General features: G+C 60.9%; 20 protein-coding genes. 10 read left to right on the top strand and 10 right to left on the bottom strand.

Going from position 1 to position 17,758, the window contains the following annotated elements:
- Nucleotides 1–129 precede the first annotated feature (129 nt).
- The 6 genes from WDJ60_RS14745 to WDJ60_RS14720 all read left to right on the top strand — a co-directional run bounded on the left by WDJ60_RS14745 (nucleotide 130) and on the right by WDJ60_RS14720 (nucleotide 7,277).
- Nucleotides 130–2,997, top strand: coding sequence for a bacterio-opsin activator domain-containing protein (locus WDJ60_RS14745; protein ID WP_340101361.1), 2,868 nt, complete (start codon nucleotides 130–132; stop codon nucleotides 2,995–2,997).
- 122 nt (nucleotides 2,998–3,119) lie between these two features.
- Complete coding sequence (locus WDJ60_RS14740; RefSeq protein ID WP_340101360.1) at nucleotides 3,120–3,263, top strand: rubrerythrin-like domain-containing protein; 144 nt, start codon at nucleotides 3,120–3,122, stop codon at nucleotides 3,261–3,263.
- A gap of 2 nt (nucleotides 3,264–3,265) precedes the next feature.
- Nucleotides 3,266–4,570 carry a glutamate dehydrogenase GdhB gene (gdhB, locus tag WDJ60_RS14735; RefSeq protein WP_340101359.1) on the top strand — a complete coding sequence of 435 codons (1,305 nt, stop codon included), beginning with the start codon at nucleotides 3,266–3,268 and terminating at the stop codon, nucleotides 4,568–4,570.
- A gap of 434 nt (nucleotides 4,571–5,004) precedes the next feature.
- On the top strand, nucleotides 5,005–6,258 hold the full coding sequence (locus WDJ60_RS14730) for a Glu/Leu/Phe/Val family dehydrogenase (protein WP_340101358.1): 1,254 nt from the start codon (nucleotides 5,005–5,007) through the stop codon (nucleotides 6,256–6,258).
- A gap of 57 nt (nucleotides 6,259–6,315) precedes the next feature.
- On the top strand, nucleotides 6,316–7,002 hold the full coding sequence (nth, locus tag WDJ60_RS14725) for an endonuclease III (RefSeq protein WP_340101357.1): 687 nt from the start codon (nucleotides 6,316–6,318) through the stop codon (nucleotides 7,000–7,002).
- Nucleotides 7,003–7,082: 80 nt separating this feature from the next.
- Nucleotides 7,083–7,277: a hypothetical protein gene (locus WDJ60_RS14720; protein WP_340101356.1), complete on the top strand. Its 195-nt coding sequence runs from the start codon at nucleotides 7,083–7,085 to the stop codon at nucleotides 7,275–7,277.
- A 270-nt stretch (nucleotides 7,278–7,547) separates the two neighbouring features.
- Here WDJ60_RS14720 and WDJ60_RS14715 read toward each other — a convergent pair whose 3' ends face one another.
- From WDJ60_RS14715 to WDJ60_RS14705, 3 genes are all read right to left on the bottom strand, one after another.
- Nucleotides 7,548–8,666: a transposase gene (locus WDJ60_RS14715; protein ID WP_340101354.1), complete on the bottom strand. Its 1,119-nt coding sequence runs from the start codon at nucleotides 8,664–8,666 to the stop codon at nucleotides 7,548–7,550.
- Nucleotides 8,667–8,735: 69 nt separating this feature from the next.
- Entirely contained in the window at nucleotides 8,736–9,227 is a 492-nt protein-coding gene (locus tag WDJ60_RS14710) for a DUF7321 family protein (RefSeq protein WP_340101353.1), read from the bottom strand.
- A 64-nt stretch (nucleotides 9,228–9,291) separates the two neighbouring features.
- Nucleotides 9,292–9,726, bottom strand: a complete 435-nt coding sequence (locus WDJ60_RS14705; protein ID WP_340101352.1) for a bis(5'-nucleosyl)-tetraphosphatase — start codon at nucleotides 9,724–9,726, stop codon at nucleotides 9,292–9,294.
- Nucleotides 9,727–9,836: 110 nt separating this feature from the next.
- On the opposite strand from WDJ60_RS14705, the gene WDJ60_RS14700 reads away from it, so the two are divergent.
- Both WDJ60_RS14700 and WDJ60_RS14695 read left to right on the top strand, forming a co-directional pair.
- Nucleotides 9,837–10,163: an uS10/mL48 family ribosomal protein gene (locus WDJ60_RS14700; protein ID WP_340101350.1), complete on the top strand. Its 327-nt coding sequence runs from the start codon at nucleotides 9,837–9,839 to the stop codon at nucleotides 10,161–10,163.
- A gap of 92 nt (nucleotides 10,164–10,255) precedes the next feature.
- Complete coding sequence (locus tag WDJ60_RS14695) at nucleotides 10,256–11,539, top strand: amidohydrolase (protein ID WP_340101349.1); 1,284 nt, start codon at nucleotides 10,256–10,258, stop codon at nucleotides 11,537–11,539.
- Nucleotides 11,540–11,554: 15 nt separating this feature from the next.
- On the opposite strand, the gene WDJ60_RS14690 is transcribed toward WDJ60_RS14695, so the two are convergent.
- The 4 genes from WDJ60_RS14690 to WDJ60_RS14675 form a co-directional block, all read right to left on the bottom strand.
- Complete coding sequence (locus tag WDJ60_RS14690) at nucleotides 11,555–11,809, bottom strand: hypothetical protein (protein ID WP_340101348.1); 255 nt, start codon at nucleotides 11,807–11,809, stop codon at nucleotides 11,555–11,557.
- A gap of 103 nt (nucleotides 11,810–11,912) precedes the next feature.
- Entirely contained in the window at nucleotides 11,913–12,152 is a 240-nt protein-coding gene (locus tag WDJ60_RS14685; protein WP_340101347.1) for an amphi-Trp domain-containing protein, read from the bottom strand.
- A gap of 60 nt (nucleotides 12,153–12,212) precedes the next feature.
- The gene (locus WDJ60_RS14680; RefSeq protein ID WP_340101346.1) at nucleotides 12,213–12,713 is read right to left on the bottom strand and encodes a type IV pilin N-terminal domain-containing protein; all 501 of its coding nucleotides are present in this window, start codon (nucleotides 12,711–12,713) and stop codon (nucleotides 12,213–12,215) included.
- A 196-nt stretch (nucleotides 12,714–12,909) separates the two neighbouring features.
- Entirely contained in the window at nucleotides 12,910–14,274 is a 1,365-nt protein-coding gene (locus WDJ60_RS14675; protein WP_340101345.1) for a geranylgeranyl reductase family protein, read from the bottom strand.
- 124 nt (nucleotides 14,275–14,398) lie between these two features.
- On the opposite strand from WDJ60_RS14675, the gene WDJ60_RS14670 reads away from it, so the two are divergent.
- Nucleotides 14,399–14,731 (top strand): 2Fe-2S iron-sulfur cluster-binding protein, encoded by a 333-nt coding sequence (locus WDJ60_RS14670; RefSeq protein WP_340101344.1) that lies wholly within the window; start codon nucleotides 14,399–14,401, stop codon nucleotides 14,729–14,731.
- Between the two features lie 84 nt (nucleotides 14,732–14,815).
- On the opposite strand, the gene WDJ60_RS14665 is transcribed toward WDJ60_RS14670, so the two are convergent.
- Complete coding sequence (locus WDJ60_RS14665) at nucleotides 14,816–15,856, bottom strand: NAD(P)/FAD-dependent oxidoreductase (protein WP_340101343.1); 1,041 nt, start codon at nucleotides 15,854–15,856, stop codon at nucleotides 14,816–14,818.
- A gap of 237 nt (nucleotides 15,857–16,093) precedes the next feature.
- Here WDJ60_RS14665 and WDJ60_RS14660 point away from each other — a divergent pair, with 237 nt between their 5' ends.
- Nucleotides 16,094–16,696, top strand: a complete 603-nt coding sequence (locus WDJ60_RS14660) for a DUF7110 family protein (protein ID WP_340101342.1) — start codon at nucleotides 16,094–16,096, stop codon at nucleotides 16,694–16,696.
- 47 nt (nucleotides 16,697–16,743) lie between these two features.
- Here the strand turns inward: WDJ60_RS14660 and WDJ60_RS14655 are convergent, their stop codons facing one another.
- Nucleotides 16,744–17,454, bottom strand: a complete 711-nt coding sequence (locus tag WDJ60_RS14655; protein ID WP_340101341.1) for an alpha/beta hydrolase family protein — start codon at nucleotides 17,452–17,454, stop codon at nucleotides 16,744–16,746.
- Between the two features lie 6 nt (nucleotides 17,455–17,460).
- Nucleotides 17,461–17,709 (bottom strand): hypothetical protein, encoded by a 249-nt coding sequence (locus WDJ60_RS14650; RefSeq protein WP_340101340.1) that lies wholly within the window; start codon nucleotides 17,707–17,709, stop codon nucleotides 17,461–17,463.
- Nucleotides 17,710–17,758 lie beyond the last annotated feature (49 nt).

Raw genomic sequence — 17,758 nt, 5'->3', positions numbered from 1 at the left:
GAATGGCTTTCTTGTGTGTGGGTTATATTATGAACCATTCATGAGGGCAGTATCAACACACAGACAGACCCAGAACCGTGCTGGTGGCGACTCACCGTTGCTACTCGGCAGGCTCTATGAGGTCGACTGATGGGAGGGTCAGATTCTCCGCTGGATTCGTCCCGTCTTCTCCTGGTTGGAACGACCGATTGGCTCGACGAGCTCGCAGCGCTGCTCGAATCGGATACTGCTGCGTCCGTACAGACAGTGCCAACAGCAGCGGACGGACTTGATCTCGTCCGGGATAGCACGGTCGACTGCGTCGTCACCGAGTACGCACTCGCCGAGACGACAGGTGTCGACCTCCTGCGAGAGCTCAGGGAGACGACAGCGACGCTACCGGTCGTCCTCGCGACCGCCGATGGCGATGAACGTATCGCCAGCGAGGCAGTCGCAGCCGGTGTCTCCGATTACATTGTGGTCGACGAACCGATTGCGGAGACGCTCGACACGGCAGTGTCTCGACTCGAGGACACGCTCCACGATGTCCACAGCGCAGAGATGCAACGCGAGCGGGCACGACAGTTCGACGCGGTGTTCCACGACACGCAGACGTCGATGTGGATACTCGACTCCGCTGGGGAACTGGTGCGAGCGAATCAGACGGCACGCGCGATGGTCGAGGAGAACCCGACCGTCGGTGACCCGTTCTGGCAACTCTCGTGGTGGTCGCAGACGGCGGCGACCCGGAACGATGTCCGACAACTCGTCGAGCAAGCGCTCGATGGCACTTTCGGGAACGCAATCGTCTGTGACACACTCGATCAGACCCCCAGACGCGTTATCGATTTCTCCGTTCGCCCCGTCGAAGACGAACACGGCGATCTGGAGTCGGTCGTCATCAAAGGCGTCGACATCACGGACCGAGTCACGCTCGAACGCGACCTCCGTCAGTCCGAAGAACTCCACCGTGTCACGCTCAACAACATGACCGACACCGTCCTCATGACGAACGAGGACGGCGAGTATACGTACGTCTGCCCTAACGTTCACTTCATCTTCGGATACACTGCCGAGGAGATGTACGAACAGGGGACAATCGACGGGCTTCTCGGCGAGGATCTCTTCGACCGCGACGAACTCGCGGCGAACGGCATTCTGAAGAACATCGAATGTACGGCGACCGACAAGGCCGGCCGCGAACACACGCTGCTGGTCAACGTTCGGGAAGTCGATATTCAGGACGGCACGCTCCTCTATAGCTGTCGTGACATCACCAAACGCAAACAGCGAGAGGAGGCGCTGGCCACGCTCCAGGAACTCGCACGGTCCTTCCTCTATGCGGGGACCCACGACGAAATCGCCCAGCACATCGTCGACGATGCGGCGAACGTTCTCGACCTCGATGCGAGTGCTGTCTACTTGTTCGATGCCGACACCAACGAACTCCGACCTGCCGCACACTCTCAGGCGATGCGGGACCTCCACGGACCGCTTCCGCGAGTCCACGCCGATGGGGAGACCCTCCCGGGGCACGGGTTCATCTCCGGGTCGACGCTGTTTTTCGAGGACGTCCACCAGGCAGACCGACTCGACAACCAGGCGACCGACCTTCGGAGTGCGAGTTTCATTCCGCTCGGTGACCACGGTGTCTTCGTCGCTGGGTCGGACGAAGTCGGCGCCTTCGACGACGTGACGCGGGAACTCGCCGACTTGCTCGCTGCGACCGCCGAGGCGGCACTCGACCGCGTCACGCGAGAGTCACAGCTCCGCGCCCAGGAGCGACAGCTCCAGCAGCAAAACGAGCAACTCACCGCGCTCAACCGCATCAACGAAACGATTCGGGCGATCGACCAGGCGATTGTCCAGGCCGAAACGCGCGACGAAATCGACCACACCGTCTGCGAACTACTGACCAGCGACGACCGATTCAGCTTCGCCTGGATTGGGACCGTCGACCCCACGACCGAAACCCTCGATCCGCGCGCGTGGGCCGGCAACGACCAGGGCTATCTGGATAGCCAGCAGTTTTCCGTTGGTGCGGCGGGAACGGAGCCAGCGGGTGAAACTGCGGCGACGGGCGAGGTGACGATGGTCACCAACGTCGCAGCCGACCTCCGGGAGGACTCGTGGCGAGCGGATGCACTCACTCGTGATTTCATGTCGGTACTGAGCATCCCGCTCGTGTACAACGACCTCACGTACGGTGTCCTGACGGTCTATGCGAACGCCAGGGATGCGTTCGACGACACGGCGCGCGCAGTGCTGGCCGAACTCGGCGAGACAATCGCCTCCGCGCTCAGTGCTATCGAGCGGAAAAACGCGCTGCTCACCACGTCGATGACACGCGTCGAGTTCGGGATAGACGACCCGGCGTTCATTCTCTCCCGTCTCGCGCGGGAAGCGGCGTGTACGCTCTCGTATCAGGGCGGTGTCCAGCAAACCACGGACGGGAGCTACGTCTTCGTCATCGTCGAGGACGCCCCGATAGAGACCGTCGAACGCGTTGCGTCCGGACTCGTCGGTATCGACGATGTCCAACAGATTAGCGTCGACGGTGACAGCGGGGTCTTGCGGCTTGGACTCACGCAGCCGTTTCTCGCCCTGGAACTGGCTGACCACGGTGCTATCTTTCGGGAGGCGACCGCTGACCCGACGATGACCTCGCTCACCATCGATGTCCCGGACAGCATCGATGTCCGGACCATCACACAACTGGTGAACGAAACGTTCGCCGATGCCGAATTCCAGAGCAAACAGACGCTCGATCAGGCTGCGGAACACGATCTCTACGGGAAGTTCCTTACAGACCTCACTGACCGGCAGATCGAAGTCGTTCAGACGGCCTACTACAGTGGGTTCTTCGAATCACCGCGCGATAGCACTGGTGAGGATGTTGCGGCGATGCTCGACATTTCTCCGCCGGCGTTCTATCAGCATATCCGGACGGTACAGCGAAAACTGTTTACGACGCTGTTCGAGGAGCGCAACACCTCGATTGCCGCTTCGTCCCGGTAGGGTTCAATAATAAACAACGCAGTCTCCGGGTACTTTGGTAGTCAACTTCCAGCTATTCCCTTATACACACTGTAGCCAAAGCCGAGTGCCGCGTGCCGGCGGCAGGCACTCGTGAATACTCCATGAGAGATGTCACGCAAACGCCTGACGAGGAAACGCCATACGAGTGCTTCGAATGCGGGAACGTCATCGTCGCAGAAGACAATCCTGAACCGTGCCCTAACTGCGGGAGCGAGATGCGAAACCGGCAGACACCGATCGAGTGACGATGGCTTCCGACTCGTCGGCTACGCTTGAGGAGCGGACAGATTCCCCAGCAGAGTCCTCGGATCAGGAATCGGCAGTCAAAACGGCTCGCCGACAGTTAGAGGATGCTGCTGCCCATCTCGATATCGATCCCAATATCGTCGAGCGACTCAAGCATCCGACGAAAGTCCAGGAAGTCACAGTCCCCATCGAGCGCGACGACGGCACTGTCGAGGTGTTCACAGGGTATCGCGCCCAACACGACAGCGTCCGCGGCCCGTACAAAGGTGGGTTGCGCTATCAGCCCGAGGTAACCCGCGACGAGTGTGTCGGGCTCAGCATGTGGATGACGTGGAAGTGCGCAGTCATGGACCTCCCGTTCGGCGGCGCAAAAGGGGGTATCGCCGTCGACCCGAAGAGCCTCAGCGAGGCCGAACGGGAGCGACTCACGCGTCGATTCGCCGAAGAGATTCGTCACGTCATCGGCCCGACGAGGGACATTCCCGCGCCCGATATGGGAACCGACCCGCAGACGATGGCCTGGCTCATGGACGCCTATTCGATGCAGGAGGGCGAAACCATTCCCGGCGTCGTGACGGGGAAACCACCGGTTATCGGTGGGAGCGAAGGGCGCGAGGCCGCCCCCGGTCGGAGCGTGGCGATCATCACTCGTGAGACCGTCGACTACTACTCCCGGGACCTCACGGACACGACGGTCGCTATCCAGGGGTACGGCAGTGTCGGCGCAAACGCAGCCCGACTACTCGACGACTGGGGAGCGACTGTCGTCGCAGTCAGTGACGTCACCGGTGCAATCTATGACCCCGCTGGGCTCGACCCTCGTTCGATTCCGTCCCACGACGAGGAACCCGAGGCCGTCATGCGCCAGGACGTGCCCGAGACGCTCACCAACGACGAACTGCTCGAACTCGACGTTGACGTTCTCATCCCTGCCGCAATCGGAAACGTTCTCACGGAAGACAATGCCGGTGCCGTCGAGGCCGACATCATTATCGAGGGCGCAAACGGTCCGATAACGTCTGCTGCCGACGATATTTTCACGAGACGAGAGATTCCCGTCATTCCCGACATCCTCGCGAACGCCGGGGGTGTCACCGTTTCATACTTCGAGTGGTTGCAGGATATCAACCGCCGGTCCTGGTCACTCCAGCGGGTCAACGACGAACTCGAAACCGAGATGCTGGCCGCCTGGAGCGACGTCTGCGACGAGTACGAGGCCCGCGACGTAACGTGGCGCGATGCGACGTACATCGTCGCGCTCTCCCGGATCACCGAGGCGCACGAAGCACGGGGGCTCTGGCCATGAGCGAACACACGCCGTTTCAGTACTCTCTCTCGCAGGGGACGGGCAGTATCAGGTACATACGAGACCCCATCTCTTCGCCCTGTTTCCGGTCTGTCACACGCATCTGGCATCTCTCGAGTGGCGACGTGCTTCTGGAACTGGCCAACCGTCGCGACTGTTTGCTCCCGGATATCGACCGCGTCGATGTTCCAGCGAGTGACTCCCATCGGATTGCTGGGGCCGTCGTGCTCGACACGGAGACCACGGTTCGAGTAGCGGTCGAACAGAACGATCGAATAATAACAAAATTTGACAAAAAAATACGATTATAATTACATATATAACGTAAACTGACTTTCTTAGGGCACTCCATTAGTGACAACTATATTCAAAATTGGTGATTATTTCCGAACAAAATAGACATCTTTTGGTTGCTCGGTTTCTGTGGTCGATGTATGTCAGAGGTAAATCCGTACCAGAGTTTACGGAAACAGATCGACGAGGCGGCGAGTTACCTGGACGTATCCGAGGGTCAAATCGAGCGGCTGAAGACGCCCGAACGGGTGCTGGAAACGAACCTTTCGGTCGAGATGGACGACGGAACGATCGAGGTGTTCCGCGCGTACCGCTCGCAGTTCAACGGCGACCGCGGCCCGTACAAAGGCGGCATCCGCTATCACCCGCAGGTGAGCCGTGACGAGGTCAAGGCGCTGTCTGGCTGGATGGTCTACAAGACGGCGACGAGCGCCATCCCGCTCGGTGGCGGGAAGGGCGGAATCATCATCGACCCGAGCGAGTACTCCGAAGCTGAACTCGAGCGAATCACGCGTGCCTTCGCGAAGGAACTGACGCCGATGATCGGCGTCGACCGTGACGTGCCCGCACCTGACGTCAATACGGGCCAGCGGGAGATGAACTGGATCAAAGACACCTACGAGACGATCGAGAACACGACCGAGCCCGGCGTCATCACCGGCAAAGACATCTCCAGTGGCGGGAGCGAAGGTCGTGTCGAGGCGACGGGGCGGTCGACCGTCGTCGCGGCGCGCGAGGCTTTCGACTACCTAGACAAGGACGTCGACGGTGCGACCGTCGCAGTTCAGGGGTACGGCAACGCCGGCTGGATTGCGGCGAAACTCATCTCCGAGATGGGTGCCAACGTGGTCGCTGTGTCTGACTCCAGCGGTGGTATCTATGCCGAGGACGCTTTCGACCCCGTCGCAGTCAAGGATTTCAAACGCGAAACGGGCAGCGTCAGCGACTACCCGGATGCTGACCGGGAACTCACGAACGACGAACTACTGACGCTGGACGTCGACCTCCTGATTCCTGCGGCACTCGAGAACGCCATCGACGAGCAACTCGCTCACGAGATCTCTGCCGACGTCATCTCCGAAGCGGCGAACGGCCCGATCACTCCCAACGCTGACGACGTGCTCAGAGACGAGGATGTCCTCGTCATTCCGGACATCCTCGCGAACGCTGGCGGCGTCATCGTGTCGTACTTCGAGTGGGTCCAGAACCGCCAGCGCTTCTACTGGTCTGAAGAGCGCGTCAACGAGGAACTCGACGAAACCATCGTCAACCAGTTCTGGAATCTCATCGAGGCCTACGAGGACCGGGACCTCCCGTCGCTCCGGATCGCTGCATACGTCGTTTCGCTCCAGCGTGTCCTCGACGCTGGCGAACAGGCCGGGACCTGGCCCTAACAGCGGCTACCCGGACCAAAGCGAATCGCTGAAACCCTCTCCGACCAACGGCGTGGTATGGGAACGCCGCTTTCTTCGCGCGCCGAACAGACTGTCGAAGTCGTCGAACGCCTCCACGAGGAGTACCCCGACACCACCATCTCGCTGAACTTCTCGACGCGGTTCGAACTGCTGGTTGCCGTCATCCTCTCTGCGCAATGTACCGACGAACGGGTCAACAAGGAGACCGCCGACCTCTTCGAGAAGTACCACTCGCCAGAGGACTTTGCCGCGGCCGACCAGGAGGAACTCGCCGAGGACCTCAACTCCATCACGTACTACAACAACAAAGCGAGTTACATCCGGGAGGCCGCCCAGACGATCGTCGACGAACACGACGGCGAAGTACCGGATACGATGAGCGAACTGACTGACCTGCCGGGCGTCGGTCGAAAGACCGCAAACGTCGTCCTCCAGCATGGTCACGATGTCGTGGAGGGTATCGTCGTCGACACGCACGTTCAGCGACTCACGCGACGGCTCGGTATCACCGAGGAACAACGACCCGAAGCAATCGAAGACGACCTCCTGTCGCTCGTCCCCGAATCGGAGTGGCAGGAGTTCACCCATCTGCTCATCAGCCACGGACGAGCGGTCTGTACAGCCCGGAATCCGGACTGTGGTGAGTGCGTACTGGCAGACATCTGTCCGTCGGAGAAGGGAGACAGCGACGTGGACCTGGCGAGTGGCGACGCCTGGGAGTGAGCGCCGCGAGTGCTATCCTCCAATAGATACTTTGGTCTACCATGCCGTTCGACTATTACCTTCGTCCGTATATTATTCATATGGACGGTATCCTAAATGAAGTGACCAACACGGTCCACAAACAGGAGACAGGCGGGCGCGAGTTTCAGACAGTTTGCGGCGTCGCGTACAACGTCGCAGCGGACCAGTTACGTCCGGGCGGTATCGACCAGCTAGTCACGTCACAGAGTACGTCCAAGTGCGGCCGGTGTTTCGACGACGGTGGCGGCTACTGAGGGGGACGACTCTGGTGTACCGTGCCTCGATTGTTACGGAAGTTCAAGGAGAAAGCCCCGTCCCTTTACAGTAGTTGCCGATTCAGATTGCAGAGTGTTCGCTGAAGCATGACGAGATCACTGCAATCTGGACTTGAGGCGGTTGTTTGAGCAGCGATTCGAGTAGGCAGCGACCGACGAGACGGATAATTCACCGTGACAGAGAGTCTCGCCAGTACGGAGGGGCGTGCTGACCCGGGCGCCAGCCCGGGTCTGCCGCCCCGACGAGGCTTATCCGTACGTCACTGGCCCGAGGAAGAATCGAAACGTCGCCGTTGAGACTGCTGGCCGCGTTTTCACCCGACGCTGCTCTGAGAGCAGCAGACATACCACGATCCAGAGATTGTACAGCGCCACAGCGAACAAAAAGTAGAACAACCGCACCGCAAACACTGGCGACGTGGTTCGGGGCAGAAACTCACCGATCTTCCGATATGAGGTCTCTATCCCCCAGCGACGCCGGTACGCGTTGGCGAGCGGCACCGCTTCATCCACCGTCCTTGCTCGGTTCGTGATCAGACACAGAGAGTCGTCGTCCCGCGATTGGTGCGGGACGACGACGAGCGTCACCGGGACACGCATCGTGGGTGACCGTTTTCTGACCAGCTCGTAGTCGGTGACGAATCTTTCTTCATCGTGTTCGCCAAGAACGCGCTTGATCCCTGGCGTTTTGGGTGCGCGCATGACCAACTCCACACCGAGATCGACGAGTTCATCGACTAACTCTACCCGATAGAGGCCACGATCACAGTAGATGCGGGTGATCGAGACGGCTTCACGTGCCGTCTCGATCACCTCGCGGGTCGCCCCAATCAGAGAGGGTGTGTCGGTTCGAGCAACGTGTTCAGACGCGAGCGTGAACCGTGCTGATGGTGACACAATGCACAGTGTCACGAAGACATAGGCGAGATTGGTTCCGCGGTCAGGGTTGATTCGTGACACCATCGGTGTCTGGTTCGAGCCGTAGTAGAGCCATTCGTGGAGATCCAACGCGACTTCTGCGGAGGTCGGAAAACGACGTGCCTTGCGTGTCTGAGTGAAGAACTCCTCACGGACGCCATCGAACTGGCCGTCAATGGCGTCCGGTTTCATCCGTCCGAGGTTGTACAGGAGTGATTTCGCCAGCGGACTTCGGTCTTCGAGGTCGAGATCGGCGCCTCTCACCAGTTGCAAGTGCCTGGCACTAGTGTTGGTGAACTCTCGTTCGAAGGCACTTCGAGTGAGGACTCTGACGAAGTCCTCACTCGGATAGGTTCCGTTGGCCTTCGCTCCGAAGTCCAAGGACGGATACAGCATCGATCCTGCAACACGGCAGACCTGCCGTGCCTCGGCAGTAGCGACCATACTCATCGTACGGTGCCACGGAAGAAACCCCTCTCTCAACCACTTCGGCAACTACTGTTCAGCGCGGGGAGGATGTCAAAACCGAACGTAAATCGAGACGTAGCGGACCGTTCCCACGAGATAGGCAAGCAGCCAGAAGAAGACGTACCCGAAGACACCCAACCGGAGCCGGCTCCGCCAGTGGTCGAAGTTCTCCGCGCCGATTTCATCGAGGACTACGTCCTCGTCGTAGTCGTTGTACAGGTCGTGGCGACGCTTGGCTCGGAAGATGCGGACGATCCCAGTACCGGCAAAGACGAGCATGGCGTACGCCTGTAACCCGAGGAAGGCGTGGACGAGCGCTGCACCGGTGAACTGCTCGAACAGGCGGGGTATCATCCAGAACAGCATCGGGATCGTGGTCAGGGCCAGTCCGGTGACGATGAACTTCAGATGGTGCATCAGTACGTCCCAGGTCACGGGGTCCTGCTCGATGATGTAGTACGCACCGTAGAGAAAGCAGGGGAAACTGAGCGTGACAGCGACGAAAACGACGGTCGCTATCGCTGCGTCCGACAGGAAAGCCATTGCCGGCTGTTAGGTGTGGACGCGCTTTAGCGTGCCGAACTCCAACTGCGACCGTACCCGCGACCTACTCCTCTTCGTCCTCTAGTTTCTCGTCGAGGTAGTCGTGGGCGTCTTCGAGTATCTCGCGTGGCCCGTCCTGTGTCACGGTGTTGATTGCCTGTTCGTAGTCGCGCCACTGCATGTCCCGGTGTTCGTCCGAGAGTTCTGCCGACGCTTCGTACGATTTGGCGACGAACAGGTGGACAGTCTTGTGTATCGTGTTGCCGTTGGCTTCGAACACGTAGTCGTAGTCTTTGCGGAACCCATCTAGCAGCCGGAAATCGCTGATTCCGGCCTCCTCTTTCACTTCACGGATTGCGGTCTGCTGGAGTTCCTCCTCGCCCTCGACCCCACCTTTGGGAAATTCCCAGTCGCCGGGGCGGCTCTTGAGGAGCAGGTACTCCCGCCGACCACGAGTATCCCGAAAGAGGATGGCTCCCGCGCTCGTGGCCTCTATCATTACCCATGAGTATTCGGTCCGGCGTTAAGTGCATATCGGAGACGTGATTAGTCGGATGAGACTCGTGCCGAAGCGAATAGGTTTTGAGCGGTGGCCGTCCATGGCTGGGTATGCCCTTCGTGACGAAACTGCGACTCCAGAGCGGCGACGTGAACTCGCTCGACCGCGTCGTCACCGACATCAAGGAGACCGCAGAGCGCAAGGGGGCCGAACTCAAGGGACCCCACCCGAAGCCACCAGACCACTACCGGGTCCCCCAGCACAAACGCGTCGACGGCGGCGGGACCTTCGCTCCGTGGGAGTACACCGTCTACACCCGCACTATCGAGATCGTCGGGCACGACGAGTTCGCCCGCGACGTGGCTGAGCGCACGTACCCCGACAGCGTTCACGTCTCCGCGGAAATCGAACAGCTCCGGCAGGCCGGCGACAACTGAGACGAGTCGGATACTGTCGGCCGCCAACTCTCCTCACGCAGTTCCGGCCGACAGTATGAGTCTTCTTTACACTCCGTCTCGATACCACCAGTATGAGCGCCGGCACTCGCTATTACGACTGGCTGGTCGAGTTGCGTCGTGACCTCCATCAGCGGCCCGAACCCGCCTGGCGGGAGTTCTACACCACCGCACGCGTCGTCGAAGAGATCGATGCCATCGGCGTCGACGAACTGTATGTCGGTCCCGACGCGCTCGAGAGCGACGCTCGCCTCGGCGTCCCCGACGACGCGGAACTCGACGAGTGGGTCGAGCGAGCGCGCGAGGCTGGTGCGAGTGACGCATTGCTCGACAAGATGGCAGGTGGCCACACCGGCGCGATTGCGGTCCTCGACCGGGGTGACGGACCCACCGTTGCACTCCGAATCGACATCGACGCGCTGACTCGTGAGGAGAGTCAGCGCGATACTCACCACCCGGTCGCCGAGGGCTTTCGGTCGCGAAACGAGGAGGCCATGCACGCCTGCGGTCACGACGCTCACGCCGCAATCGGGTTAGGCGTCTTGCGCGCTGTCGCGGAGAGTGACTTTTCGGGGACGTTCAAGCTCATCGTCCAGCCGGCAGAGGAACAGATTGGCGGAGGGAAAGCAATCGCCGAGAGCGGTCACCTCGACGATGTCGACACGCTTCTGGCCGTGCACATCGGGTTGGACCACCCGACTGGCGAAGTCGTCGCCGGCATCGACGGCTTTCTGGCGGTGCGCCATCTGAATGCGACGTTTGCCGGCGAGGGTGCACACGCTGGTGGCCACCCCGGCCAGGGCCGCAACGCGGTCCAGGCGATGGCGGCGGCCGTCCAGAACCTCTACGCGATTCCGCGCCACGAAGCCGGCGCGACCAGAGTCAACGCGGGCCGGGTCGGCGGCGGGACGGCGTCGAACATCATCCCTGAATCTGCCTTCATCGAGGGGGAAGTCCGGGGGGAGACGACCGAACTGATGGAGTACATGTGGGACGAAGCGAACCGCGTCATCGAAAACGCCGCGGCGATGCACGACTGTGAGTACACCATCGAGCGCGACGGTGAAGCACCCAGTGCGACCAGTGACGAGTCGGTCGTCGACCGGGTCGAGACGGCCGCTCAGGACGTTGCAGGCGTCGAGAACATTCTCCGCCGCGACGACCTTGGCGGGAGCGAAGACGCGACGTTCCTGATGCAGCGGGTCCAGGAACTGGGTGGTGAGGCGGGATACGTCTGTATCGGGACCGACCACCCCGGCGGCCACCACACTGCGACGTTCGACGTGGACGAGCGGTCGCTGCCGATTGGTGTCGACGTGCTCACTGGGTCGGTGTTGTCGGTGTTTGCCGACGCATAGAAGAGCGAATCGCTGCTATGGGTTTCGACCCGTCTCAATTCGCTCGCGCGCGTACTCACTTGCTTTCTCGCCTGCGGCACGGGCGTGGGCGGCAGCAGCTTTGGCCTCTTGAGTTGCCTCTTCTTTCGGTGACCTGGTAATCTCTTCTTCTTCTTCTTCTTCGAGTTCTTCCTCGGCCGTTGATTGTCGGCGCTGTCGTAGTTTCCGGAGCGTCACTGCTCCGACGACGACGCCGGCAGTAGCCACGAGCGCTTGTTTTAGCTTGCTCATGGCGAGCCACAGGCTGTGGACGTACAATACTATTTTCTCTATACCACTCGTAACTCTCCCGCTACTGGCGTCAACGCCTGGTGATAAACCCGACAACAACGACCTATTCGGGTTTCCAGTCGAGTTCTATCCGTATCGTTTCCCGACTCCCGCGAAACCGCTTGCGCTTCTCGATGACCTCGACTCGGTAGTTGATTGTTTCGGGGGGGTGGAGTGTGACGTTCTTGTTGCCGACGCGGACACGCAGGTCGTCTCCAGTCCGGATTTCAGCGGCGAGGTCGTTCAGCCGGTCTGCGACAGCCTCGCGGTCGAGTGTATCGTCGCTCGTGGTCTGTTCGGCCATACTACCAGCACATGCCCGAGCGGTTTCATTATAAAGGGCCTATTTCTCCGAAACACTCCGCTATTGTGTCCACTCGGCGTAGGTACCGCTGTCTCCGTCGGCGTTCTCCCAGCCGACTGTGACGGTTGCATCCGTGAGGTCGAGTTCGTTGCCGGCACCCGCGCAGACGGCCGTGCCACCGGGACCGAGTTCCCGCCCGACCTGCGTCGTCATCCCTGAATCAATCTCCTCCGCTGGGAAATCGAAATCGCTTGCGACGGTGTACTGGCCGTCCGGCGACCCACTCCCCGTACACTCGGCACCGTCGAGTTCGACGTAGAGATTCGCCGCGAGCACTCGCTCGCCACTGGTGTGTTCGATTGTGACCGTATCCGACCCGCTGCCGATACTGTCCTCGAACTCGATGACTGCTCTCGGTTGCTCTGGTTCTACTGGCCGCTGCGTGAATCCGAAAAAGAAAGATCCGGCTGTCCCCACGAGCAAAACCGTAATCGTCAGTACGAGGATACTACTCATGACCGGTGGTATTCCCCTGTCGTCGAGACGCTTGGTGCGTTTCATGTGTGCCTCCGGTGCAGGTCACGTCGACTGGGCGGTCTTCGTCTGGACCACCGAGAATCTCGGATTCCTTCGCCTAGCTGGTTCTCGACAGACAATATAAGAATGATCCGTGAAGCTGATATAGAGACTTTCTAACGCCCGATTGCTGTTCAGTATCGGGCTCATACCGGACAGAAAACGAACTCGAGTAGGGTTCTCAGTACTTCGGATCCGCACCGGTCACGTCGTAGACACGTTCCATGAGGTCGTCGCGCTGACTCCGCCAGCGGTCGAACTGGTCTGGATTGGAGGGGTATTGCTCGTAGTGGGCGAGGAGTTCGTCGGCGATGGATTTGGTCCGGTAGAGGTCGTAGATGGTTTCCCAGTGGCCGAAGCTTTTGGCTGCCGTCTTGAGTTTGAGCCACGGACCGACGCTGGTCGATCCCTCGTAGAGCGCTTCCGAGAGTTTCTTGACTGGGAGTGCCGCGAGCAGTCCCATCAGGTCGTCAACGTCGGTCGCCGTCGTGAAGATGTTGTACACGTCGAGCGCGGCGTAGCGAGCGCCGAAGTGGTCCATCACGCGCTCGTTGTACTCCCAGAGGCGCTGTTCGCTCACGTCGTCGTGCTCGAGCGCCTCGATGGTCGCCTCGCCGGCGTACTGGCCGGCGTAAGCTGCGCCCGCGATACCGCCGCCAGTCGTTGGGTTGACGTGTCCTGCGGCGTCGCCGATGGCCACGTACCCCGGCGCGACCGCCGAGTCGTACGGGCGGCGAGTGGGGAGTGCGGCGCCGAGTTTGTCGTCGACAGTCGCCCCCTCGAACTCGGGGCGCTCTCGGAGGTCCTCTTTGAGGTCCTCGACCAGTTGCATCGGCTCTTCGGTCATCTGGAAGCCGAGCCCGACGTTGATTTCGGTCTCCGTGCGCGGGAAGTACCACAGATAGCCCGCCGCGCGCTCGGTCGGCTTGAACACCAGCGCGTCCGACCAGTCGACCGGCTCGTCGACGGTGACGATCTCCCGGTAGGCCGAACAGAACTGCGAGTAGGTGACGTTCGTATCGAAGGTCGAATCGGAGAAATCGACCTTGTCCTGGAGAATCGAGAGCGCGCCCGCGGCGTCGATGACGAGGTCGGCCTCGTACTCGACGGGGTCGCCCTTTCGAACAGCTTCCAGTCCCTCGACTTTTCCGTTCTGGACCACGTCTTTGACGACGGTGTTGTAGTGAATTTCGGCACCGGCGTCAGTCGCGCCGTCAATGAGACGGCGGCCGTACTCCCAGCGGTCGATGACCGCGAGTTCACCGGGGACGGGGATGTCGACCGCGGTGTCGAGCTGGGGAATCTCGAATCGGCCGTGGTCTACGTCGGTGTTGGTAAAGGCGGGTTCAATCTGGGATTTCGGAATCGCACTGGGGAAATCGCTGGCACCCTTGAGCGCGTCACCGCAGGCGATATGTCCGGCTTCTTCCTCGTCCTTTCGCTCGGCAATGACGACGTCGTAGCCGGCGTCGGCGATGGTCGCCGCCGCATAACAGCCGGATGTCCCGGCACCGACGATGGCGACGTCGACCGCGTGGGTTGTCATGCACGCCCGTCCACACCGGAGCGGCAAAACTCTTTATTCTGCCCCCGGCTAGCGGTCCGCATCGTCTTCGCCTCGGGGTCGGCTGGTATAAAGAACTTTGTCGGGTGTGCTCCTACCGGTGGCTATGACCGACTACACCGTCGAGTTCGTGGGGACGGGTGAGAGTATTACTGTCTCTGACACCGAAACCGTCCTCAGCCGCTGCATCGAGGAGGGTATCGCACAGGAATACTCCTGTCGCGTGGGGATGTGTCTGGCCTGTTCTGCGAAGATCGTCGAAGGTGAGGTTACCCAACCCGCGGCGCGCGGACTCACCGACGAGGAACGCGAGTCCTACGCGCTGACCTGCATGGCCCGACCGCAGTCGGACCTGACACTCGACCGCGGGAAGTATCCGCCGAGTATCGAATCCGACGCGGCTGTCGGCAGCAGCGACACCGCCGCTGCGGACGATTGACGCGAACACTGCAGTAATTTATTCCGCTCACGGCTCCGTTGATCGCCGTTCGCGAACGCCGAGGACTCCCGACAGTCGTCCTCGCTAGTCGTCGGCGGCTTCGGGCTGTTTCGCACTGACGTTCGACTCGTGTGCCCGTGCGCGTTCGCGCTGGCGCTCCGAGATTGCCGGGACCTCATCGGGAGCGATCTCGCCGTGCTCTTCCAGTTCGTCCAGCGACATCGGATACGTGCGCAGTCCGTAGTGGATGTCGATACCGGCGCGTGCACCCTGCCCCATCGCGACGGGGACCTGGTTGTGGCCGGGGACGACGTCACCGACGGCCCAGACGCCGTCGACGCTCGTTGCGCCGTGGTCGTCGACGGCGATGGTTCCGTCGTCGTTGATATCACACCCCAACTGCTCGGCGAGGTCCGTGTTGTACTTCGAGCCGTACATGGCGAAGCCGCCGCGGTACTCGCGGCGGGTGCCGTCCTCGAACTCCATGGCTTCGAGCCAGCCGTCTTCGCCGTTCTCGACGCCAGTGACCTCCTCCTCGACGATGTCGATAGGGTGGGCACGCACCTGCCTGTCGGTCTCGTCGTCCCAGGTCGGCTCGTCGCCGTTCAGCAGGAGGTCCACTTCGTCGGTGAAGTTCAGCATGATCATCGCGACGTGGGCAGCAGCGGAGCCGTGGCCCATCACGTACACCGACGCGTCGACGAACATGTAGGCATCACAGTGGAGACAGTAGTGGAGACCGCGAGCGGTCCGCGGGGCCGGTGGGTCGGGTCGGCCGTCGGAAAAGCCGGTCGCCAGCACGACGCTGTCTGCGAGGATGGTCACGCTGCCAGCTTCCAATCGGATCTGCCCGTCGTCGGTCCGCTCGGCGTCGGTGACGAAATCGCGGTAGTGGTCACCACCGTAGCTTTTGACCTGTTCGAGCCCGGTCTGGAGGAATTCGTTGCCCGAGACGTCCTCGGTGACGCCGATGACGTTGTGCGTATCGGCCATCATCGCCGCCCGGCCGCCACCCCGGTCGATCAGTGCCGTCTCGTGTCCGAGTCGAGTCGTGTACAGTGCTGCTGTCAATCCGGCGGGACCGCCGCCGACAACCGCGACCTCGTAGGTCTTGACCTCGCTCATCTTGGTTACTAATACAGGTCCGGTCGTATTTCAATGCCGGGTAACGATCGTGTGACTGGAACTGGCATCCATTCTGTCGCCAAGACGCCATTACCTTTGAGAACCCGCCTAGCGGCCTGTAGCGCCAATCTTACGCTCAGAGGATGGTCTGGCGGCGAAGGATAGCCCATATATGCGTGGGTCCCCTACTTACACCTGACACTGGCGTCAGCGGACGGCCGTCAACCACCATTACACATGACCAGCCGCGTATACAGACTCCACTCGACACTGGAACTGCCCCTCGAAGACGTTTACGACTACTTTGAGGACCCGGAGCTGCCGCCGGAGATCGAGGACGTCGACATCACGCGCCGAAACAACACGCTGATTATCAGCGCTGTTTCGGGCGACGACTCGATCAGCAAGTACACACCCACGGCACAACTCAAAGCAAGCGTCACCGAAAACCGGGTCTACGAGGAAGACCCCGACGCCGAACCCGGCGGCCCGCCCTCGGGTCGTCCCAACGGCGGCGGGTCCCCCCAGTGGGGAGCGTTCGAAGACGAAGAAGAAGAAATCGAATCGGAACTCGTCGAATACGCCTGTTTCAAAGGCGACCGCGAAACTGTTCTGCAGAACACTGCGCTCCAGTACCCGATGTTCGAAGTACTCTGTAAGGTCGCCGGAGAGGCCGAAAAAGGAACGCTAACCGCGATTGCGGTCGTCGACGAGGAACTCGAAGCGATCCGTATCGTCGACGGTGAACCCAAGCCCGCCTCGATTACGGTCACGGAAGACCCCAACGAGGACGACGGCGCAGACAGCGTCAACTGGCGCGACAACAAGTTCATCTCGTAATCTCCGTCGTCGACTGCCGTTCACATCCGTCTGCGTGTCTGAGTGGCTCAGTCGTAGCTTCCGTCGAGCCAGTCAAACAGCCGCTCTCGGAGTCGTGCTTCTGCCTCCTCGGTAAAACGGTGTCCTTCGCCCGCGAACGCTTCGAGCAACACGTCTCCCGGGAGCGCGCTGGCAGCGTCGAAGCTGTCCTCGATATCGACCGAATCGTCGTCGCGACCGTGGAAAATGGCGACCGGCACGTCGAGTCGCTCGGTAACCGCTGTGAAGTCGTACGTCTCGAAGTCCGCAAAGAACGTCGAATCGACGGCTCGCCCGTCTTCGAACGTGACGACGCCCTTATTTTCGACGGTGTCACGGTACTCGTCGAACGCACGGTTGTACGTCACTGGTGCGCGCGTCGCGACAGCGGTAACACGGTCGTCGGCGACTGCGGTGTGGAAGGCAACCTTCCCGCCAAACGAGGAGCCAAACAGTGCGTACCGGACGGGGTCGACGTGGTCGAGGACTGCCTGGAGGTCCGCGAGTTTGTCCGAGAGCGTCTGGTCGACGAACGCGCCGTCCGAGTCTCCGCACCCGCGAAAATCGAACCGGATGGCGTTGTATCCCGCGTCGACGGCACGTCGGCACCGTTCCTCGTAGCTGCCGGACTTGTCGCTCAGAAAGCCGTGACAGAAGACCAGCCAGCGGTCGCCGGGTGCAGGATGGGTGACGCCGACGACGGACTGCCCATCGACCTCGACCTCGAAACGGTCTGGCATTCGACTTCAGGTCCGATTTCGGAAGGAGACGACCGTCCGGACGGCGTCCTGTCCTTCGACCGTCTCCGTCGTCACGTTCAGCCCGAGTACGTTGCTTTCACCAACTGTTTCGTGGACGATCTCTCGCAGTTGGGCGGCTTCTGCGCCTTCGACCAGCAGCGCAACCCGAACACGGTCACGGTTGGTGCTAACCTCGCCTACTTCGTAGTCGTTGTCTTCGAATGTCGCTCGAAGCTTCTCCGTAACGTCGCTCATACCCTCATTCGAATCTCTGGGGACGTAAAACCCGCAGCTACCGCGGCCC

Origin of the sequence: Salinibaculum salinum (assembly GCF_037645885.1) — an archaeon.
Classification (GTDB): domain Archaea; phylum Halobacteriota; class Halobacteria; order Halobacteriales; family Haloarculaceae; genus Salinibaculum; species Salinibaculum salinum.
Note: the sequence above shows the minus strand (reverse complement) of the source record. Positions and strands in the feature narration are given on the sequence as shown.